Genomic DNA, 19,963 nt, shown 5'->3' with positions numbered 1-19,963 from the left:
ACTCAGGCCGACAACTGCTGCCCCATGCGCACGCTTGCGCCGGGCACGCAGTCTTCGTTCCAGGCGACCACGCCTTTAGGAAAAAGCAGGATAACGGTAGAGCCAAGCATAAATCGACCCATCTCGCTGCCGCGTTCAAGTAACACCGGTTCTGGAGTATTGGCGTGATCCCAGTGCTCAATACGCCGTGGTCGCGGTGCAACCTGCCCTGCCCAGACGGTCTCAATGCCCGCAACGATCATGGCGCCCACCAGCACCATAGCCATGGGACCTCTGGGGGTATCAAAATAACTGATATGGCGCTCATTGCGCGCAAAGAGCCCATCTATCGCAGCAGCCGTAGTGCCATTGACTGAAAAGAGGTCTCCAGGAACGTAGGAGCTGGACTGCAACTGGCCGTCCAAGGGCATGTGAACCCGGTGATAATCCTTGGGCGAGAGGTAAATCGTCGCGAAACTTCCACCGGTGAATTGCTCCACACGCTGACGGTCGCCGGCAAGCAGTGCATCAAGGGAGTAGCTGCGCCCCTTAGCCTGGAGAATTCGCTGGCCGTCGATATCACCTATTTCACTCACAGCGCCATCAGCAGGGCAGGCTATACCGCTGCTGCATAACGGGCGTGCTCCGGGCTTTAGAGCCCGGGTGAAAAAAGCGTTAAAGCTTTCGTAAGCCTCAGGAAAAGGGCGCTGGGCTTCCTCAAGATCCACACCATAGTGCCTGGAAAATGCGCTTATCACGCGATTTTTCAGCCAGCGCGGACCTTGGGCAGCCGCTAAGCGGCCGACGAGTCGGGACAGCGCATGCTGGGGCAGCAGGCGCTGGAGCAAAATAAAGAGTGTATCCACGGCGGGTCAGAGGTTCTCCTCGGCAAATGCGGCAAGTCTTGATCGAACAATGCCGTTGACGTGCATGATACCCGCATGATCATAGGATTTGCTGCGTTCCACGAGATAAGTCAGCCCCGAAGTCAGCGGCGAAATATATTTATTGTCGATCTGGGCGAGATTGCCCAACACCACTATCTTGGAATCCTCGCCCACCCGACTGATCACCGACTTAAGCTGAAACTGCGTCAAGCCCTGAGCCTCATCGATGATGATGTACGCGTTATTGAAGGAACGTCCGCGCATGAAGTTCAGGGACTTAAATTGAATATTAGCGCGCTCCTTCACGTAATCGATGCTTCCCGTGCAGGACTCGTCGGAGCCGTGAAGAATCTCCAGATTATCGTCAAATGCTGCCAGCCAGGGTGCCATTTTCTCTTCTTCGGTTCCCGGGAGAAAGCCAATATCCTCAGCAATCGGCGGCGTTGATCGCGCGACAATCAGTTTGCTGTAGCGGCCCTCCTCAAGGATAGCGTGCAGACCATAGGCTAGCGCGATCAGTGTTTTCCCCGAGCCGGCAGGTCCAGTCATCACGGTCATATCGACATCGTTATTGCCGATCAAGGACATGGCCATCGCCTGCTCGAGATTGCGCGGCGACAATCCCCAGAACCGGCGATTCATTAAATTATCGCGACTGTCACAGCGCAGGTAGAGATATTCAGCGTCCATACGATGCACAAAGGCGAGAAACTCAAGGTCATCATAGAGAAACATATTAGGGTAAGCGTCAGGCACCGAGTCCCGGGGCACCCGATGCAAAGTAATATTGTCCTCACGAATGGTATCCACCTCACTGACACCAGCCCAGAAGTCGCCCTCAATGTGCTCATAGCCTTTGCAAAGTAGATCGATGTCATCGAGCACACGGTCCCGCCGGTAATCCTCAACGTGGAGCAGACCCGATCCTTTGGCCTTGATGCGCATATTGATGTCTTTGGTCACCAGGCATACGAAGGCCCCCTCGTTCTCCGCCTGCATCTTCAAAGCGACATTAATAATGCGATTGTCGTTAGCCTGATCAGGCGTTCCATCCAGATACGGGATGTCGCTGTCGTCGTTAATAAGCTGATCCGGGTAAATCGCGAGGGTGCCGCGAGTACCACCGGCATCGGCTGATGGAATGCCTACACCTTCCTGAATCGCCTGCGGTGATGCCGCATCAACAATTTTGTCGATGATATTGATAGCGATGCGAGCCTCGCGACTTACCGTCTTGTCCCGCCGATCTTTGATGTGGTCCAGTTCCTCCAACACGGTCATGGGTATGACGATGTGGTGCTCGTTGAACGCCGTGACTGCCGTCGGATCATGCAAAAGAACATTGGTGTCGAGCACATAAACTTTTTTGGCTGCTTCGACGAGCGGGGTCAGGTCGTGCACAACGGAGCTAGATTCCATAAGCAATTCCTCGGGACGGGCCAGGTAAGAGTGTCGTATCAGTTGATACGACCGATGAGTAGACGAATTTGGGATGCAAAGAAGGTGTAGAAAGAAGACTACGCGCTGCAGCGCAAAAGCCGATAAAAAAAGAGGAGGTATTCCAAACCGTGACGGCGACAAGCACTCCCGGCACTCTTGGGGCGCCTTCAGTACGACTAACACTCTGGGCTACAGGCCCTGTGTTGTTCTGACCACCATCTGCGGCTAGGGAGATCGCTGCGTCCACCTGAAGCTGGAAACAGTTCGATTATTAGCCCGAGCCGCAAACACTGTCAACGACCATCTCGTGATTTACCCCATTAACTGCAATTAAAGCTGCTGACGCGCAACATCAAACGTCTAAACTTACAAATTTCGGCCGCCACAGGGCCGCTTTGGCGTGATAATTTAGACGCCACTTAAACAGCTTTCACACTGACACCTGCAGGCATTTCCGCTAGCATAGCGCCCCTTTGATACATGCAGGCCAACCACAGCTTTCTGATGTTAGACCGAGATGCCCTTGCCCAGCTACGAGGGCTTAAAACCCAGATCGAATCCGAGAAGGAGCGAACCGAAGCGGTGCTTCGGGGAACGCCCGCGCGCTACGGATTCGCCCGCACAGACGATGGACGCGAAGTGTTTGTTCCGCCGGACGAAATGCTCAAGGCATTTCCCGGGGATCGCGTGCGTGTCTGCCTGCGCCCCGGCAAAGACAAACGTCCCATTGCGGAAATCGAAGGGCTGGTCGAAAGCGCCATTGGCGAATTTACCGGCCGCTGCGTAAGCAAAGGCAAGGCGATGTTCGTTGAGCCGGATATCCCAGGCATGAGCCGTTGGCTGTTTTTACCGCCTCAAGCAAGAAACGGCGCCAAGTCCGGCGACTACCTGCGTTGCGCACTGCTACGACATCCCATTCGCGACGGCAAACCCCAAGCAAAAGTGCTGGCGACCATTGGCGCCGCTGACGAACCTGGCATTGAAAATCTATACACCATGGCCAAATACGGTCTTGAAGCCCAATGGTCAGATGCCGACAAGCAGCAGCTTGAGGAAGTGATCGCGACTTTGACTCCGGAGAACGATCCCGGTCGCGAGGATTTCTCTGACCTTGCCTTTGTCACCATCGATGCCGCGCGGACCCAGGACATCGATGATGCGCTCTACGCTGAGGTCACCAGCGAGGGCTGGCTCCTTTACGTAGCCATTGCTGACCCCACCTCCTACATAACTGCAGACTCCCCCTTACGGGCGACTGTGGCGGAGCGCGCAAGCAGCGCGTATTTTCATGGTGCCGTGGTGCCTATGCTGCCCGAAAGTATTTCTCAGCAGCGCTGCGCACTTACCGAAAACGAACTGCGACCCGCCCTGGTCTGCAGAGTTGCGATCTCAGAAGATGGCAGCGTTGGGGAGTTCAAGTTCTTCGAAGCAAAAATTCGCTCCCGCGCCAAGCTATCGTATTTTGCAGTTGATCGATATTTGAGCGGTCAGGACGAGTCGCTGATTTGCCATGCAACGCCCCTGGAGGCGCTCTATCAGGTATCCAGAGCGCTCCGGTCGCGACGCGAGGCCAATGAGCTGGTTATGGAAGACCGTCAGGAGTTTCGCTGGCTGCTCAATGAGCGGGGACACATCGAGAATATCGAACCTTGCGAAAAACTGAGCTCCCAGCGCCTGGTCGAAGAGTGCATGGTTGCCACCAATCGCTGTGCAGCGGCGTTGCTTTCAGACGCGGGTGCCAGCGGCCCCTTTGTGGTGCACGATGGTTTTCGTCGGGATCGCCTGAAAGATCGCCAAAAGTTTATGGAGCTCTATCTCACCGATGCCGACGCTCTGGATCCTGACACCCTGGAGGGTTATCGAGATCTTCTTCGTCAGCTTGCGGCCAGTGATCACGAATTACCTCTGCGCAGTATGGTGAATCGTCTGCTCACCCGCGCTCGTCTGTCTAAAAAACCCGGCGCGCACATGGGCATGTCCCTTCCCGTCTATACCAATTGCACCTCGCCCTTGCGCAAGTACCTGGATTTCTTGGTCCACCTGCAGATCAAGGCGGCTTTGCGTGGCGAGAGCGCAAGCATTTGCGAACAGCCAGAGCTCGACAAGCTGAACCAGAAGTTGCAAAAACTGCGTCAGATCAGTAACGAAGCGGAGCGCTGGCTGACGCTGGAGTACCTTCAGCGCAAGGCCGAGTCCGCTCCCGGCCCCTGGCCGGGACATGTGTCACACATGGGGAACCATGGCTTTTATGTTCGCCTGGACGACAGCGGCCTGGAAGGCTATGTCGACCTGCGCAAAGTCGGCGAAAAGTTTAACTTTGATAAGTGGACCGCTACACAGAAGAGCAAAACCCGTCACTTTAGAGTTAACACGCCGGTGAGTGTCACGCTCATGGGCGCTGACGAAGAAACCCCGCACCTGCCCTTGTTTAAACTCGACCCCAGCTGCGGACGAAAACCAGAAAAGCCGGAAGAGCCGGAAGAGCCAGCACTACACGGTGAAGCTGCGAGCCAATAAGAAGTCCCGAGCGCCTGCGCTACCAGCAGGCGCCGGATCGGCGCCTAAGACCAACCGTGAGCCCTAGAAGTGGGCATTCCCTGGCGTACGTGGGAACGGGATCGCATCCCGGACGTTTTCCATGCCGGTGACATAGTTGATGAGGCGCTCGAAGCCCAAACCAAAGCCCGCATGCGGAACCGTGCCGTAGCGACGCAAATCCCGGTACCACCACAATTCATCGCGAAGCTGCGGATCCATGCGAGCATCGAGCACATCGAGTCGCTCTTCACGCTGACTACCGCCGATAATTTCACCAATGCCCGGCGCCAAAACATCCATCGCGGCAACGGTTTTTTCATCGTCGTTCAAGCGCATATAAAACGCTTTGATCTCCCGGGGATAGTTCATTAGAACCACTGGACGCCCAACGTGCTGCTCGCACAGGAAGCGTTCGTGCTCACTCGCCAGATCAACACCCCACTCTACGGGGAACTCAAACTTCTGACCGCTGGCCTGCAGGATTTTGATGGCATCGGAATAATCCATACGCTCAAAGCTCTGGTCAACCATCGCTGAAAGACGCGCCAGGACCGTGTCATCAATACGCTGATTAAAAAACGCCAGGTCGTCTTCGCACTCATTCAAAACACGACTGAACACATGCTTGAGCAGCGACTCGGCCAGGTCCGCGTTATCGGCCAGATCAGCAAAGGCCACTTCGGGCTCAATCATCCAGAATTCTGCGAGGTGACGACTGGTGTTGCTGTTTTCAGCTCGAAAGGTAGGACCGAAGGTGTAAACCTTGCTCATGGACAGACAATAGGACTCCACGGCCAATTGCCCACTCACCGTGAGGTAGGCTTCACCCCCGAAGAAGTCCTGACCGTAGTCCACACTGCCGTCGGCGGCCCGAGGAATGTTATTCATATCCAGGGTACTCACTCGAAAGAGCTCGCCGGCGCCCTCGCAGTCGCTGCCCGTGATAATCGGCGTATTGACCCAGTAAAAACCGTTGTCATGAAAATAGCTGTGAATTGCATTGGCGAGGCTATGTCGCACCCGGGTAATCGCACCAAAGGTATTTGTCCGCGGGCGCAGATGCGCCTGAGTACGCAAATACTCGAAGGTATGCCGCTTTTTAGCGATGGGATAAGTTTCAGGGTCATCAACCCATCCAAGAACGCGCAGCTCACTGGCCTGAATCTCAACCTGCTGGCCTTTACCCTGGGAGGGAACCAGGATGCCACGCAGTTCCACAGAACAGCCCGTGGTCAGCTGCAAAACCTCACTCTCGTAGTTCGCCAAATCAGCGGGCACGACAGCCTGAATCGCGTCAAATGATGAGCCGTCATGAATGGCCAGAAAGGATATACCGGCCTTGGAATCGCGCTTGCTGCGCAGCCAGCCGCGCACCGCCACCTCACCACCGGTATCAGGATCAGTTCGCAATAAGTCCAGAACTCGTGAAAACGCTGTCATGCTGTGTCTCCGACGCAAAGGCGCGGAGGATAACTAAAGTGCTCGATAACCGCCATGGTGAAACATGGATTAGAGCGCGGCGGCTTGCTGCTCCTTAATCATGCGCAGCTGCACGCGGTAGCGCTGTTTCTCCACCTGAAAAGCCGCTCTTTCTATTGCTCGGGCGATCAATCGCTCAGCTTCATCGTCGTTGCCAAGCTCATGGGCTGCCAAACCCTGGCTGTAAATCAACAGGCCATCATCAGGCTGCATACGGGTAGCACGTTTATAGTGCGCATAAGCTGCATCCCAATCCTCTTCCTCCATGGCAAGGTCTCCGAGGCTCGCGTGATAGTAGGGATTCAGATTGCGATAGCGCTCAAGACGGTCTTCCCAGTAGCTCTGCTCGTTGTTTCGCCCCTGCAGCTCATACAGCACCACCAGATTATTCATCGCCGAGCGATCACTGTTGTCGACTTCCAGGGCGTGGAAGTAGGCCTGTTCGGCCTCCGCATATTGCCCTGCGTACCGATAAATAGCTCCCAGATTGACCCACAGCTGTGACAAGCCCGGCGCCTCTTCGAGCCCACGAACCAACTGCTGCCAGGCCTGCACCGGTCGATCCACGGCGAGCGCATTCATGGCGAGATTGTTGTAGTACAGGGCGAAGCCTTCCTCATCACTCATAAGCCGCGCCCCGGCAACCTCCGAACGACTCAGCGGATCGATATCGACCATGTACTCAGTCGTGTCGCGCATCTTCACTTGCACATTTACATGCAAGCGCACGGCAACCCGGTCACCCATGCGGTGCCACTCCGGACGTACTTCCATCCATTGATACTGCGCATTTAACCCCGCCTCTCGAGCCAAAGCGGTAAACATGTGTGCATAACTCAGGCAATTGGCAGTACCGCGCTCAAATGCATCGCGAGCCGTACCGTCAGCAAAGGGGTCATACTGCATGCCTAAAACCCCCTGCCCCTTTATGGCTCGGTGCAAAGCCATAAGCTTGTTATGCGAATTGTTCGCGCCCTCGGTATACAGCTCCACAAAATCGCGCATCTCCTGTGTAACCATCAGAATCTGGGGATCATGCAAATCCGGGTTGTTGGGATCGTAACTGTAGATGCGGCCATCGAGCTTCAAAGGGGGGACATCGCGAACGTCAAAAGCCCAATCCGGCGCGCTGGCACAGGCGCCCAAAATCGAAGCGATTGTCACAGTGATTACCGCTCGAACCAACGCTGTAAGTTGCACGTTCAGGCGTGTAACACCCTCCCGGAGGAGGGGAAAAGACAGCAGGGTCTTAGCCCTGGGAAAACTGATGTTTACTGAATTCATCGACTAATACCTCGACGTAATTCTGATCGTCCACACTAAAACGTGCGACGGATGGACTATCGATGTCCAAAACAGCCACGACCGTCCCTTGAGCCCTCACCGGAACCACAAGCTCGGATCGCGAGCGGACATCGCAGGCGATGTGCCCAGGAAACGCATGCACGTCATCGACGCGCTGGGTGTCGCCAGAAGCCACACAGGTACCACATACACCCCGCCCCACAGGAATACGCACACAGGCGGGCTCTCCCTGAAAGGGACCCAACACCAACTCGTCGCCCTGAAGTACATAGAAACCGATCCAGTTAATGTCCGGTAACAATGTATTAAGAAAGGCAGAAGTATTGGCGGCATTTGCTATCAAATCCCGCTCACCACCAAGGAGACCGGTCAGCTGCTGACAAGCTTCGGTGAGGGACAGACGCGGTAGAGTGCTTACAGCCGCGTCAATGGTAGCGGCATCGTTCATAGATTAAGTATGGTACAAGCTGCCGCCGAACGCCAAGTCACAAAAATTCTGCGTTGCTGTCTTTTGGCGCCGATCCTGACTTGCACAGAGGCCAAGCCATGCCGGCACCCGTTAGCGAACGCTAAACTCCAGCCTTTACTAGCCCTTATCAAGGGCCTTGTGCAAAGCAAGGTACTGCTGAGTGAGCTTGTGCGAGGGCGCTAAATCAATGAGCGGTCGGTGCAGATAATGGGATTCTTTCATCTTCACCGAGCTGTTTAGAAAGTTAGCTATCACCGGATAACCCTCAGCTTCGAGCTCTGCTACCAGCTCTCCGGGAAGTCGCGCCTGACTATTGAACTGGTTGATCACAATGCCCTCTACAGCAAGTTCATCATTGTGATCTTCGCGAAGTTCGGCAATGTTATCCATCAGTGCATAGAGGCTCTGCCTGGCAAAACTGTCACAATCAAACGGTATCAAGACGCTATTTGCTGCGATCAGAGCCGATTTTGAATAAAAATTGAAATTGGGCGGCGTGTCGATGTAGATACGGTCATATTCATCTTCGAGTTTGAGAAGCGCATCACGAAGCTTATAGATCTTATAACGCGCCTCAAGCTCACGCTCCAATTCTGACAGTAGCGGACTGGACGGCATGAGAAACAGGTTTTCGTAGGGGGTCTCCCAAACAAAAGCATCCGGATTACGGCTCATGCGCCGGGAACCTACTGTCTGCTTGAAGAGGCCGGAGACACCCTGTGCTTCGGCAGGAAATGCCTCGGCATCAATTTCTCCAACCAGATAGTGCGTGGTATTACCCTGCACATCCAGATCAATAACCAACGTTTTACGGCCGAGGCTCGCGTCGATGGCGGCCAGATTGCAGGTAATACTGGTTTTACCCACACCACCCTTCTGATTGAACACCACGCGCTTCATGACAAACTCCCTAAACCCATGCTCTACAAAGGGCAGGGAGTGTAGCCAAGCCCGAGCACACTGTCAGCCGAAAGACCGGGATTCATCGCTCCATAGCGCAGTCGGCTCGCGGCCAAGCTTGTGCTATTTTCCCGCGGCGCATAATCATTCCTGGTTGGAGATCACCATGAGCACCCAAATACCCCGCGTTCAGTTATTACTGACCGGAGACGAGCTGATGAGCGGAGACACGGTTGACTCCAATTCAGCATTGATCGCCAGAGAACTTGCGGGGCTGGGGCTGACGCCGAGCCGACGCGTGACCCTGGGCGACGACCGGAACGCTCTCGCCAAAGAAATCGAGGCCCTGTGCGCTGACGCAGATGTGCTGATCATCAATGGTGGACTAGGCCCCACAATCGATGACCTCACCGCCGCCGTGCTCGCCCAGGTTGCAAACAGTGGGCTCAGCGAACATCCCGAGGCGCTGAACCACCTTGAAAAGTGGTGTGAGAAGCGCCGCCTCGTACTGAACGCCGCAAACCGTAAACAGGCGATGTTACCCACCGGCTGCAGCCTGATCCCCAACCCCGTGGGCAGCGCCGTAGGGTTTTCACTGATCGTCAACGACTGTCTTGTCATGTGTACTCCCGGGGTGCCCGGTGAGCTGCGAGCCATGCTGCCCATTATGATTGAGCAGCTGCGCGCGCGGTTTGGCATCACACTGCAAAAAGATGTGTTGCGTTTGCAGACCTTTGGCCTCGGTGAATCCACGGCGCAGCAACTGGTCCTGGACAATCACCCGGACTGGCCCAGCGAAGTCGTCCTGAGTTTTCGTGCCGGCGCGCCGCAACTCGAAATAAAACTGAGCGTAACCCGGGCTGAAGACCGACCCCTGCGCGATCAGTGCCAAAAGTGGTTGGAGAGCTTGTTCGGCGACCACATCATCGGAGAGGGCGACACGCGAATTGCCGAGGCCGTCATCGATCTAGCCCGGGAGTCCCGGGTCACCATCAGCTGCGCTGAGTCATGCACCGGTGGCATGATCGCTTCGATGCTCACGCAGATCGCCGGCGCCTCAGACGTATTTCCGGGGGGCTTTGTCACCTACTCCAATACCCTCAAACAGTCGGTACTGGGCGTGCAGGCATCTACTCTTGAATCCCAGGGGGCGGTAAGCGAGGCCACGGTCAAAGAAATGGTCATCGGCGCTCTGGATGCTTCCGGTGCTGATTTCGCCATGGCGGTTTCGGGTATTGCGGGGCCCGGTGGTGGCAGCGAAGACAAACCCGTGGGTACCGTTTGGTTGGCATGGGGGGACCGGCAGCGCGTTGATACAGTGTGTCTATGCTGGCCTGTGGAGCGAGTACTCTTTCAAACAATGGTAGCCGCCGCGGCGCTGGACGCGCTCAGACGCCGTCTGGCGGGTATCGACAAACAGTCCCGCTACTTTGATCAGCGGCGAATGCGGTAGCGCCCGGGCATCAGGGCTGCAGCTGCTCCAACTCCCAACCGTCCTGGGCTGTGTCTCTCGAATAGCGAAAACGATCATGCAGGCGATGTTCGCCACCCTGCCAGAACTCTATGCGCTCCGGGTGCACGCGGTACCCACCCCAAAAATCGGGCACTGGCACCTCGCCATCAGCAAACTTGTCTCGCAGCTTTTGCACCTGCGCTTCCAGAAGAGCCCGTTTGGCGATAGGTCGGCTCTGTCGCGATGCCCAAGCGGCAATCTGACTCTCCCGGGGCCTCGAGAGAAAATAGGTCGCAGACTCCGCGAGACTCATCCGCTGGGCAGTACCCCCGATGATTACCTGGCGATCCAACTCGTTCCAGGGAAACAACAGTGAAACCCTGGGGTTCCCTTCGATCGCCGCCGCCTTGTCACTCCCGAAGTTGGTGTAGAACACAAAACCCGCGTCAGAAAGCCCCTTGAGCAACACAATGCGCTGCCAGGGTCTCCCCTGATCGTCGATAGTCGACAATGCCATGGCAGTAGGATCTGAAAGACCGGCCTTTACCGCCTGCTCCAGCCACAATTCAAACTGCGCGATGGGAGATTCACACAGATCTTCTGCGCTGAGGCCTCCGGCGATGTACTCCCGCCGATAGCTCTCAAAATTCCCGCTCATTGTGCCTCGGTGCCCTCTGGAGGAAAGGGAGCCAGCACCGCCTTAGCAGCAATGGCGCGATTCTTCGCGGCATCTTTAGGATCAGGATTAGTAGCCAGCTCTGACTGAATGGTTGATCTCCACACAGATCGACTGCGCTCGGGGTCGATCAAGTCGACAATAAAGGTACCTTGAACGAATTGACGAACACTCACATCAGACACCGGCGGGCCACAGCGCCAACAGTTGTAAGCACTGGCTGCGTTGTACGAGCGAATATCGGTCTTCTCCCGGGTGACCAGATGCCAGGCCAGATAGACATCCGCTGTCTCTCTATCTGCCACAACGCTGTAGCCGCGAGTCTCTAACTCCCTCGTCAAGGCCTCGTTGATGCGATCAACCTGCATATCACTGATAAGTTTTTCCGCAGCTGAGGTGCGGTCAATGGGCAAGATGGCGAAGCTTCGCACCTCATCAAAGGCAAACTTGGTGTCAAAATCGCTCACGGCTTCCAAAGATGTGCTGACACAGCCGTTCAGTAGGAAAGCCAGTGCAGCAAAGGCCCCAGCGCGAAGCATTAGTCGCATGAATGTAGTCTCCAAATATTTCGAAATTTGCCCGAAGTGGCCCCAGTATAGTCAATCGCTGGTTGAGGGAGATACCGGTGCTCGAAGGGCAAAAGCCGGTATCTGGGGAAACGGATGCCACTGTTCCCAGTCTTCGCCCAGCCGCGCCTCTATCGTTTGAGCAAAAATATCCTGATGCAGGTTTTCGATCAGCGCCTGAAGCGCTTCTTTTTTTATTTCGCCACTGATGACGGCCGCTTCCATCAGGCCTTCGAGACGATATCTGGGGCCCGGCGGCGCATCATCTCCCTGAGCCAGCAGATGGAACTGCCGGGTCAATCGCTGTCTAATCTCTGACTCTAATAAACTCATGGAAGTTTTTGCCAAATCCAGGCTTGGGGTACAGTTTGCCATCGTCGATGGTGGACACCCAAGGGGTATTCGGCGAAAGTCGGTGTACCTTATCGTGAGCCGCAAGGAACTTCTTTGCGTAAAAAGCCGTGTAAGCAACGAGAGCCGTTTGACCTGACACATGACAAGAATCAGCAGCCCTTTTCAAGCATCAGCGCGTCTCCGCCGGAGAGTCTCGCTGGTATTGGGCACGCTATTATTGTGTTGGCAGCCTATTGCCAGCACCCAAGAACTCGATGCCTCGCAGACCACTCTAGAAAGTGAGGAGAGCGCCCGCGAATCACTAATGAGCGACGTGCGGGAGTACCAGCGACGCATTCAAGATATAGAGGCAAGCGGCGGTGCCTTTGCCCCGGGGCTGACCGAAGACCTGCTGGGACTGGGACTCGCGCTGCAACGCAATGGCGATCACGAGCAAGCCGTGAAAATGTTCAAACGCGGGATACACCTGTCCCGCGTTAACGAGGGGCTCTATAGCCGCCGGCAACTTGCCCTGCTCCAAGGCGAAATCAGCAGCCATATCGCACTCGGTGCCTTTGAGGCCGCCGACGAACGGCAACGCTATCTTTACCGCGTGCAGGCAAAAACACTGTCAGACGTCACTCGGGGACAGGCCCTGATGCAACATGCTCTCTGGCAACGTCAGGCCTACGAGGCGGGGATTGGGGAGCAGCCATTCACCCGCCTGATCAACATGTGGAGCCTTTATCGACTGGCCCTTACCGAATTTGCACAGGTCGATGGTGATACGTCACCCACGCTCCTGCCTCCTCTGTACGGAATGCTGCGAGCGCAATACCTGATCAGCGGTTTTGTTGGCGAGACCACTACTGGTCAATTTCGTACAGGTGGTGTTTACGGCAGCGAAGAGTCGCAGCAGATCGGTTATCGAAGTCAGGCCTATAAGCAGGGCAGCGCTGTGATTCGTGCGATCTATGACGTCAAGATCGCGCACAGCGACAACGACCTTCAAGATACCCTGGACATGCTGCTCATGCTTGGAGATTGGCAGTTATGGCATGGCAAACGCAACGAGGCGATGGCTACTTATGCCGAAATTGACGGGGAACTTGCGAAGAACGAAGCTGCCCAAGAACTAAGAGAACAGTTACTCGGTACACCGCGACCGCTGCCCAGACTCACGGGGGTTCGCTCACTGCCCGAACCCATAAGCGAGCAGGAGGGTGTATTGCTGCTAGAATTCGGGGTTTCCGATCGCGGACGGGTGACAGACGTCGTCCGGCTAGACGACAACGTCAACAACAATGACAAAGCCGGAGACATCATCAGCCGGCTGAGACGAACGACATTCCGACCGCGTATAAGCGATGGAATGCCCGTAGACACAGAAGGACTGCGTTGGGCCTATGATATTTCCGCATGGTGAACAGCCACACTCCAAGACTCCGGTTCTCCGGGGGCCTACTCTCAGGCTGCTGCTAGGGTCGTCGCTGGCCTGCCTGTTACTCACCGGCTGCCCCAGCGCCAGCAACCCAACCACACCGCAAACGCCATCGTTACCCACACCCAGTAGTAGCACACCGCCGCCGAGCAGCTCATCGTCTAGTTCGTCGTCTTCTTCGCAGTCGCAGTCGCAGTCGCAGTCGCAGTCGCAGTCGCAGTCATCGAGCTCTTCAAGCAGCAGCTCGTCAAGTAGCAGTAGCTCACCATCATCACAAAGTAGCCAAAGCCCCTCTGGGGAGACGGCCAGCTCCGGCGAGCAATCACCGAGCGGCGCAGAGACCCAAAGCGGCGAGCAGTCGGGCGCATCAGCCTCCGACAGCACTGCGTCTGCACAGGACCCCGGCGAAAGCGGGTCTACAGACGGAGACCTTCAGGACGGCGGCGACGTTTCCCGAGATATGGGTGAGTTCCCCACAGGTGAGGCGCCGGGAGCCGAAGTGGCAGCAGGCTCAGATCCCGGTGAGCAAAGCGGAAGCGGAGCTCCGGGCGCTGATGAAGCTGGCGCGGGCGCAGAAACAGGCGAGGGAAGCGGTAGCCAAGGCGCCGAAAGCACCGCAGGCACGGGCGACACGGAAGGTGGCGACAGTGCTGGCGGCGGTGAGCCAGGATTCGAAGATAGTGCAGGAGGCAGCGATGCGCTCCCCAGCATGGAAGATGAGGAATCTGTAGCGGCCGGCGGCGGTGCTATGGGTGAATCATCCTCAGAAGCCGGCGCAGCGGGTAGTCAAAGCGGTGCCGGTGCTGCGGGCGGCATGCCTGGCATTCCGGGCGGCGTTATGGGGACAGGCACAAACGGTGCCCAAGGCCAGGGAGAAGTCACCGCTGGCGCGACAGGTGTTGGCCAGGGTAGCGGAGGTGGCGAGACTGGAGACGCCGCCACAGCATCGGGCGGATATGGCCGTTATCCTGGTGGCCAGGGCACGCTAACCCCGGGTGAGCAGGTTGCGATTCTTGATGCAGAGCTTGAGCGCGGCATGGGCGAGTTTGACGCCATGATTCTCGAAGAGCAGGCAGCCCAGCGCAGGGCGAGTCGCGAACAAACAAACAACGAGCCCATTCAGACAGCCTCGGCTGGCGGCGCCGGCGGTGGCGGCGAAGCCGGAGACGATTACGGCCGTGAAATCGGGGGTGGCGGCGGCTACAGCGTCGGCGGCGGCATGGGTGGTGCAAGCAGCGGTGGCGGCAGCGTTCCGCAAAATACCGCCAAGTACCCTCCCCCTGCTGACATACCAAACGGCAATAACGACGACGTAGTCGCGCGGCAGTTGCGCGAAGCGGCTATGCGCGAACCTGACCCTGCGGTCAGAGAAAAACTCTGGGTTGAATACCGCAAATATAAGGGCATCAAGCAGCCGTGACATCGCGGATCACAGCAAATGTGCGTTGGCTGGCAGTCGTTTGCCTGGGCTTTAGCCTTGCCGGCTGCGTGAGTCAAACGGTTAAGAGCACGTCTATACCCACGTTACAGGGATCCGCCCTGCCGGTGCCGGAAGACGAGCTCATGGATGTGGCGGTCGCTATTTTTGATCCGGGCATTGATTTTGTCGACGAGGACGAGCGTCTCTATCCCGAAGTGCGTCGTGCAGAAGCCCGCTACATACCAAAACTGCTATCTGAAGTACTGCAAAACTCCGGGGCCTGGGGTGCAGTGCGCGTCGTACCCAACGAGGACCGCATAACTGACTTGATGATCAGCGGCACGATCCTGCACTCCGATGGCGAGACTCTTGAGCTCAAGGTAGTTGCCAAAGATTCACGAGACTACGTATGGCTGGAAAGAGTCTACGAGGGCACAGCCAGCCGCTATGCCTATGACGCGAAGACCCGGTCGACTTATGATCCTTTTCAGGCTGTGTATCACCAGATAGCGAATGACCTCATCGAGCGTTTTGATAAGCTCCCCAGCGCACAGCGCAAAGAAATCCGCACCGTCTCAGAGCTTCTGTTTGCGCAAAGCTTCTCCACCGAAGCCTTTGAGGGTTACCTCGACAAGACTCGCAAGGGCAAGCAGCTGGTCGTCAGGCTCCCTGCCGAGGATGATCCAATGTTAGCCCGGGTGCGCATGCTTCGAGAACGCGACCATGTTTTTGTCGATACTTTGCAGTCCTATTACAGCGGCTTCTCCGAAGAGATGTTTGGCCCCTATCAGGAATGGCGAAAACTCAGTTACCAGGAAGTTATTGCCTATCAGCAACTCAAAAAGGAAAGCATGCAACAACTTATCGCCGGCGGTGCTGCGATCATTGCAGGCATCGCAGCGGCAGGCAGTGGTGACGGCAGCGCCCGTGCTGCCGGCAATGTCGCAATTATCGGTGGGGGCTACTTGTTGAAAAGTGGACTGGAAACTCGCGCCGAAGCTCAGATTCATGTCGAAGCGCTGGAAGAAATCGGCCAGTCTCTGGAAGCAGAAATAACCCCTCAGGTTATCGAACTTGAAGATCGCACGGTAATGATCAGTGGCAGCGTGGAAGATCAGTACGCACAGTGGCGTGAAGTGCTTGCGGAGATCTATCGCAACGAGATAGGTGAACTCGCACCACCGGCGTCCGACGCCAACATTCAGAACTAGTCGGAAAAATCCTCAGTGACAGAGCAGTACCAACGGGTTCAACCCACACCTTTTGACGCACCGGCAGCAACACCGGCAAGCCCTACGTCAACCAATGACGCTCGCCCAAAATGGCTGCTCCCAGCCTTTGGCGGTCTTGGAGCGCTCGCTCTCATTGTGGTATTCGCGTTACCGGGCTGGGTGGATACGCAGGACAGCGACAGCGCTGACCCTGCTATTACCGCGATCAGCGCTAAAAACCCCGCAGCGACTCAACCTTCAACGTCATCGCCGGCCAGGGAAACCGCAGACCCAGCCTCACCTTTTGCTGATGCTCGCGCGGCAAAAGCCCGAGCCGAGGCGCAGGAGCTTCTTGCAGAGTTGCTAGACGTGCAAGAAAACCTTGAAGAACGCGGCGCCCAGGAATGGGCCAGCGATGCCATGCTAAGTATTGCAGCGCAGGCACTGGCCGGAGACGAGTTGTATCGAGAACGGGAATTCGACGCAGCGATTGAGCAGTATCAGCAGGCCCTTAGCGAAGCGCTTACCCTGGAACAGTCCATGCCGGAGCGCTTCGACGAGCAAATTGAAGCAACGCGTTTGGCTATTGAAGATCTGGACCCCGAATCTGCAAGGTCCGCTCTGGCCCTGGCCGAACAGCTCGAGCCCGGCTCCCCGGAAGCTGACGAGCTATCCCTGCGTCTTGCGGTGCTCCCTGAGCTTGTTGCCAGCGTGCTCGCTGCAACGGAAGCAGAGTCGGCGGGAGACCTTCAAAGTGCCGTAGCTAGCATGCAAAGCGCAGCCGACAGCGATAGCGCACACCAGCACGTGCAATCAGAGCTTCAGCGCCTCAAAACTGCACTTACCGAAGACCGTTTCAACGCGGCCATGTCCGAAGGCTATGCCGCACTGGATAACGCTGACTTCACTACAGCACAGCAGCGGTTTGAACGTGCGAGCGCTTTGAGCCCGGGTTCATCCGAGGCAGCAGCGGCACTTGCAGAGCTATCGGTAGCTCGCACCGCTGCCACACTACAAGGACTGCAAAAACGTGGAAGACAGCTTTTGCAGGACGAAGACTGGGCCGCCGCAATCAAGGTGTTTGAGGAAGCGCTGGCTATCGATCAGGGACTGCGTTTTGCCCGAGAGGGCCTGGCCGTCGCCAAACCCCGAGGCCAAATCGAAAAAGAACTTGCGACCATCGTGGAAAAACCCGAGCGGCTTGTTGACGACGCGATTCTGAATGAGGCAAAGAATTCGGTCGCGCGAGCTCAATTGTTGGACGGACTGGGTCCACGTTTGAGCGCGCAGGTCGAAGCAGCCAGGAATATTATCGCGGTGGCGAACACGCCGCTCCCAGTCACGATCAGCTCCGACGGATTGACCGAAGTCACCGTGTACAAGGTCGCGCGCCTGGGACTCTTTGACACTCAACAGCTCAGCTTGCGCCCCGGAAAATACACTGCGGTGGGTAGCCGTCGGGGATATCGTGATGCACGCGTCGTGTTTACGGTATCACCCAGCGAAAATGCCCCGGTGTATATCGCCTGTAGTGAGGCCATCTGATGAGCGCTGGCGAACGTCAATCCATCAAACCTGCAGCTTTTGAACCTCTCAACCCTGAGGCTGCGCCCACAAAGGCGCGTATTCCTCTGTCGCGCTGGTTGATGTTTGCATCGGTGGCGCTGTTTTTTGTGGCGCTGTGGTTTTTGTTCACGGCGCGATCATTGGAGATAACGGTAGTCGCTGAGGAAGAGGCCAATATCAGCCTGAGCGGGTTCGTACTGCCCTTTGGAGAGCGATTTCTACTGCGCTCAGGAACGTATCCGCTGGAAGTCACCGCGGCTGGCTATCATCCCTACGAAAGCGATATCGAAGTCACCAGGGATGCCACGCAACGCCAGGAGGTGATTTTGCAGCCGCTGCCGGGTCGTCTGGCGTTAGCGAGCGAGCCTGACGGTGCGACCCTGTCTGTCGATGGTGAAGTTCTTGGCGTAACACCGCTGAAGGACCTCCCTGTGGAAGCGGGTAGTCGCGTCCTACGCCTGGAGCTTCCTCGCTACCTGCCGCTGGAACAAACGATAGAGGTCACTGGCCGCAACATCCAGCAACGACTGGATTTATCCCTGGATCCCGCCTGGGCCGAGATCAATGTCAGCAGCGAGCCTTCGGGAGCTGAACTGCTTATCGACGGTATCCCCCGGGGCAAGGCCCCGGCAGTGCTTGAGGTCCTTCAGGGGGAGCATGAACTTACCGTGCAACTTCCCGGATTTGCGAGCGAGCAGCGAACTCTCAGCATCGAGGCCGGGATGGCCCAGGATCTGGGTACGATAGTTCTGACACCTGCCACCGGGGTCCTGAGCCTTCGCAGTACGCCCAGTGGTGCAAACGTCAGCGTAGATGGTGAATTTGCCGGACAAACGCCGCTGGAACTTGAGCTCACACCAAATATGGATCACCGCATCAGCCTGTCTCGCGCAGGCTACCGACGCGCGAGCGAAACCTTACGCATGGAAGCGGGATCCAGCCTGGAGCGTACGCTCAGCTTAAAGCCTCTTCTAGGCGACGTTCTGGTCAAGCTCAATCCCGCAGAAGCAGAGCTACTGGTGAACGGCAAGATCGTGGGCCGTGGCAGCCAAACCTTGTCCCTGCCTGCGGTACTTCAGCGCCTGGAAGCCAGACTGGACGGTTATGAAACCGGTAAGCGCAGCGTCACACCTCGCCCGGGACTGGAGCAATTGGTCGAAATTCAGCTGCTTACTCCGCAAGCGGCGCGCAAGGCCCGCCTCACACCTACCATCACCACCGCCGTGGGGCAGACGCTAACACTGATGAATCCCGTGGACTCCCCGCGTAACGAGTTCTCTATGGGCGCCTCGCGTCGGGATCCGGGTCGACGAGCTAACGAGGTCCTGCACCCGGTGCGTCTGGAGCGTCCTTTTTACTTCCAGAACCAGGAAGTCACCAACGCACAGTTTCGCCAGTTTCAGGCCTCCCATAACTCCGGGCAGATCGAGGGCAACAGTCTCAATCGCGAACACCAGCCCGTGGCTCAAATTAGTTGGCAACAAGCCGCATCGTTCTGCAACTGGCTGAGTCAGCGCGAAGGACTCACACCGTTCTATAAGGAACAGCAGGGCATCATTATTGGCTTTGATCCCGACGCCCTGGGTTACCGGCTACCCACAGAAGCTGAATGGGCCTGGGTTGCCCGCATTCGCGGAGAAGCACTCCAGCGCTTCACCTGGGGCGATGATTTCCCACCCAAAGACGTCGCCGAAAACGTTGCAGACAACAGTTCAGCGTACGTAACCGGCCGGGTGCTCAATGGTTATAACGATGGCTATGTGGTCAGCGCTCCTGTGGGCAGTTTTAAGGCCAATGAGCGGGGCATTTTCGATCTCGGAGGTAATGTTTCGGAGTGGATGCATGACGTCTACATCATTCCTGCGTCCAGTGGTGTAGTAGCCACGGACCCTCTGGGTGCTCAACGGGGTGACAATTACGTCATTCGAGGCGCAAGCTGGGCCCTGGGGCGTCTTCCGGAATTGCGGCTGTCGTATCGAGATTATGGGCAGGCAGGACGGGATGACGTAGGGTTTCGCATTGCCCGCTACGCGGAGTAAAACAATGTCACTGACAAAATATTTAAGTGCTGTAATTCTATTGTTGGCTAGTTACTCACTCGCCAGCTACGTCGCAGTCGCTCAAACCGAGACAACAACACCGGTCGCAACACCGCCGGTAACAACGACCGCTAACAGTGAAGCCAGCGCTGAGCCAGAACCTGCAGTAAGCACCTCAGCAGAACAACCGTTTGAAGATTACGAAGCGTCGGAACAAATATCTGAAGATTTATCCGTCGCCTTTCCCGTCGATATTTAGGA

The 19,963-nt window shown here is 56.6% G+C and carries 17 protein-coding genes; 8 read left to right on the top strand and 9 right to left on the bottom strand.

Translation table 11 applies throughout. The features are described from left to right. Positions 1–2: 2 nt before the first annotated feature. Both asd and R0135_RS14970 read right to left on the bottom strand, forming a co-directional pair. Positions 3–845 carry an archaetidylserine decarboxylase gene (gene asd, locus R0135_RS14975; protein WP_407347723.1) on the bottom strand — a complete coding sequence of 281 codons (843 nt, stop codon included), beginning with the start codon at positions 843–845 and terminating at the stop codon, positions 3–5. A 6-nt stretch (positions 846–851) separates the two neighbouring features. Then, the gene (locus tag R0135_RS14970; protein ID WP_407347722.1) at positions 852–2,285 is read right to left on the bottom strand and encodes a PhoH family protein; all 1,434 of its coding nucleotides are present in this window, start codon (positions 2,283–2,285) and stop codon (positions 852–854) included. Between the two features lie 525 nt (positions 2,286–2,810). Here R0135_RS14970 and R0135_RS14965 point away from each other — a divergent pair. Continuing rightward, positions 2,811–4,823, top strand: a complete 2,013-nt coding sequence (locus R0135_RS14965; protein ID WP_407347721.1) for a VacB/RNase II family 3'-5' exoribonuclease — start codon at positions 2,811–2,813, stop codon at positions 4,821–4,823. 63 nt (positions 4,824–4,886) lie between these two features. Here the strand turns inward: R0135_RS14965 and asnS are convergent, their stop codons facing one another. From asnS to R0135_RS14945, 4 genes are all read right to left on the bottom strand, one after another. Beyond that, positions 4,887–6,284: an asparagine--tRNA ligase gene (gene asnS / locus R0135_RS14960; protein ID WP_407347720.1), complete on the bottom strand. Its 1,398-nt coding sequence runs from the start codon at positions 6,282–6,284 to the stop codon at positions 4,887–4,889. Positions 6,285–6,353: 69 nt separating this feature from the next. Beyond that, complete coding sequence (locus R0135_RS14955) at positions 6,354–7,607, bottom strand: transglutaminase domain-containing protein (protein ID WP_407347719.1); 1,254 nt, start codon at positions 7,605–7,607, stop codon at positions 6,354–6,356. Then, complete coding sequence (locus R0135_RS14950; protein ID WP_407347718.1) at positions 7,573–8,076, bottom strand: GAF domain-containing protein; 504 nt, start codon at positions 8,074–8,076, stop codon at positions 7,573–7,575. The genes R0135_RS14955 and R0135_RS14950 overlap by 35 nt, the downstream gene beginning before the upstream one ends. 138 nt (positions 8,077–8,214) lie before the next feature. After that, positions 8,215–8,997 (bottom strand): ParA family protein, encoded by a 783-nt coding sequence (locus R0135_RS14945; RefSeq protein ID WP_407347717.1) that lies wholly within the window; start codon positions 8,995–8,997, stop codon positions 8,215–8,217. A 166-nt stretch (positions 8,998–9,163) separates the two neighbouring features. Here R0135_RS14945 and R0135_RS14940 point away from each other — a divergent pair, with 166 nt between their 5' ends. Then, positions 9,164–10,450 (top strand): CinA family nicotinamide mononucleotide deamidase-related protein, encoded by a 1,287-nt coding sequence (locus R0135_RS14940; RefSeq protein WP_407347716.1) that lies wholly within the window; start codon positions 9,164–9,166, stop codon positions 10,448–10,450. A 10-nt stretch (positions 10,451–10,460) separates the two neighbouring features. On the opposite strand, the gene pdxH is transcribed toward R0135_RS14940, so the two are convergent. The 3 genes from pdxH to R0135_RS14925 are packed head-to-tail and all read right to left on the bottom strand — an operon-like array spanning position 10,461 to position 12,025. Then, complete coding sequence (gene pdxH, locus R0135_RS14935) at positions 10,461–11,108, bottom strand: pyridoxamine 5'-phosphate oxidase (RefSeq protein WP_407347715.1); 648 nt, start codon at positions 11,106–11,108, stop codon at positions 10,461–10,463. Beyond that, the gene (locus R0135_RS14930; RefSeq protein WP_407347714.1) at positions 11,105–11,674 is read right to left on the bottom strand and encodes a DUF4136 domain-containing protein; all 570 of its coding nucleotides are present in this window, start codon (positions 11,672–11,674) and stop codon (positions 11,105–11,107) included. Before R0135_RS14930 ends, pdxH begins: the two co-directional genes overlap by 4 nt. 51 nt (positions 11,675–11,725) lie before the next feature. Beyond that, positions 11,726–12,025, bottom strand: a complete 300-nt coding sequence (locus R0135_RS14925; protein WP_407347713.1) for a hypothetical protein — start codon at positions 12,023–12,025, stop codon at positions 11,726–11,728. A gap of 223 nt (positions 12,026–12,248) precedes the next feature. On the opposite strand from R0135_RS14925, the gene R0135_RS14920 reads away from it, so the two are divergent. Genes R0135_RS14920 through R0135_RS14895 form a run of 6 tightly spaced genes read left to right on the top strand, consistent with a single transcriptional unit; the run spans position 12,249 to position 19,961 of the window. Continuing rightward, on the top strand, positions 12,249–13,451 hold the full coding sequence (locus tag R0135_RS14920; protein ID WP_407347712.1) for a hypothetical protein: 1,203 nt from the start codon (positions 12,249–12,251) through the stop codon (positions 13,449–13,451). Then, positions 13,432–14,886: a hypothetical protein gene (locus tag R0135_RS14915; RefSeq protein ID WP_407347711.1), complete on the top strand. Its 1,455-nt coding sequence runs from the start codon at positions 13,432–13,434 to the stop codon at positions 14,884–14,886. The genes R0135_RS14920 and R0135_RS14915 overlap by 20 nt, the downstream gene beginning before the upstream one ends. Beyond that, positions 14,883–16,097: a hypothetical protein gene (locus R0135_RS14910; protein ID WP_407347710.1), complete on the top strand. Its 1,215-nt coding sequence runs from the start codon at positions 14,883–14,885 to the stop codon at positions 16,095–16,097. The genes R0135_RS14915 and R0135_RS14910 overlap by 4 nt, the downstream gene beginning before the upstream one ends. 15 nt (positions 16,098–16,112) lie before the next feature. Then, complete coding sequence (locus R0135_RS14905) at positions 16,113–17,642, top strand: hypothetical protein (protein WP_407347709.1); 1,530 nt, start codon at positions 16,113–16,115, stop codon at positions 17,640–17,642. Continuing rightward, the gene (locus tag R0135_RS14900) at positions 17,642–19,702 is read left to right on the top strand and encodes a PEGA domain-containing protein (RefSeq protein ID WP_407347708.1); all 2,061 of its coding nucleotides are present in this window, start codon (positions 17,642–17,644) and stop codon (positions 19,700–19,702) included. The genes R0135_RS14905 and R0135_RS14900 overlap by 1 nt, the downstream gene beginning before the upstream one ends. 4 nt (positions 19,703–19,706) lie before the next feature. After that, positions 19,707–19,961: a hypothetical protein gene (locus R0135_RS14895; RefSeq protein ID WP_407347707.1), complete on the top strand. Its 255-nt coding sequence runs from the start codon at positions 19,707–19,709 to the stop codon at positions 19,959–19,961. The last annotated feature ends 2 nt before the right edge of the window (positions 19,962–19,963 follow it).

Source organism: Congregibacter variabilis, from assembly GCF_045689235.1.
Taxonomy (GTDB): domain Bacteria; phylum Pseudomonadota; class Gammaproteobacteria; order Pseudomonadales; family Halieaceae; genus Congregibacter; species Congregibacter variabilis.
The sequence above is the reverse complement of the archived record's forward strand: the minus strand, read 5'-3'. Positions and strand labels throughout refer to the sequence as shown.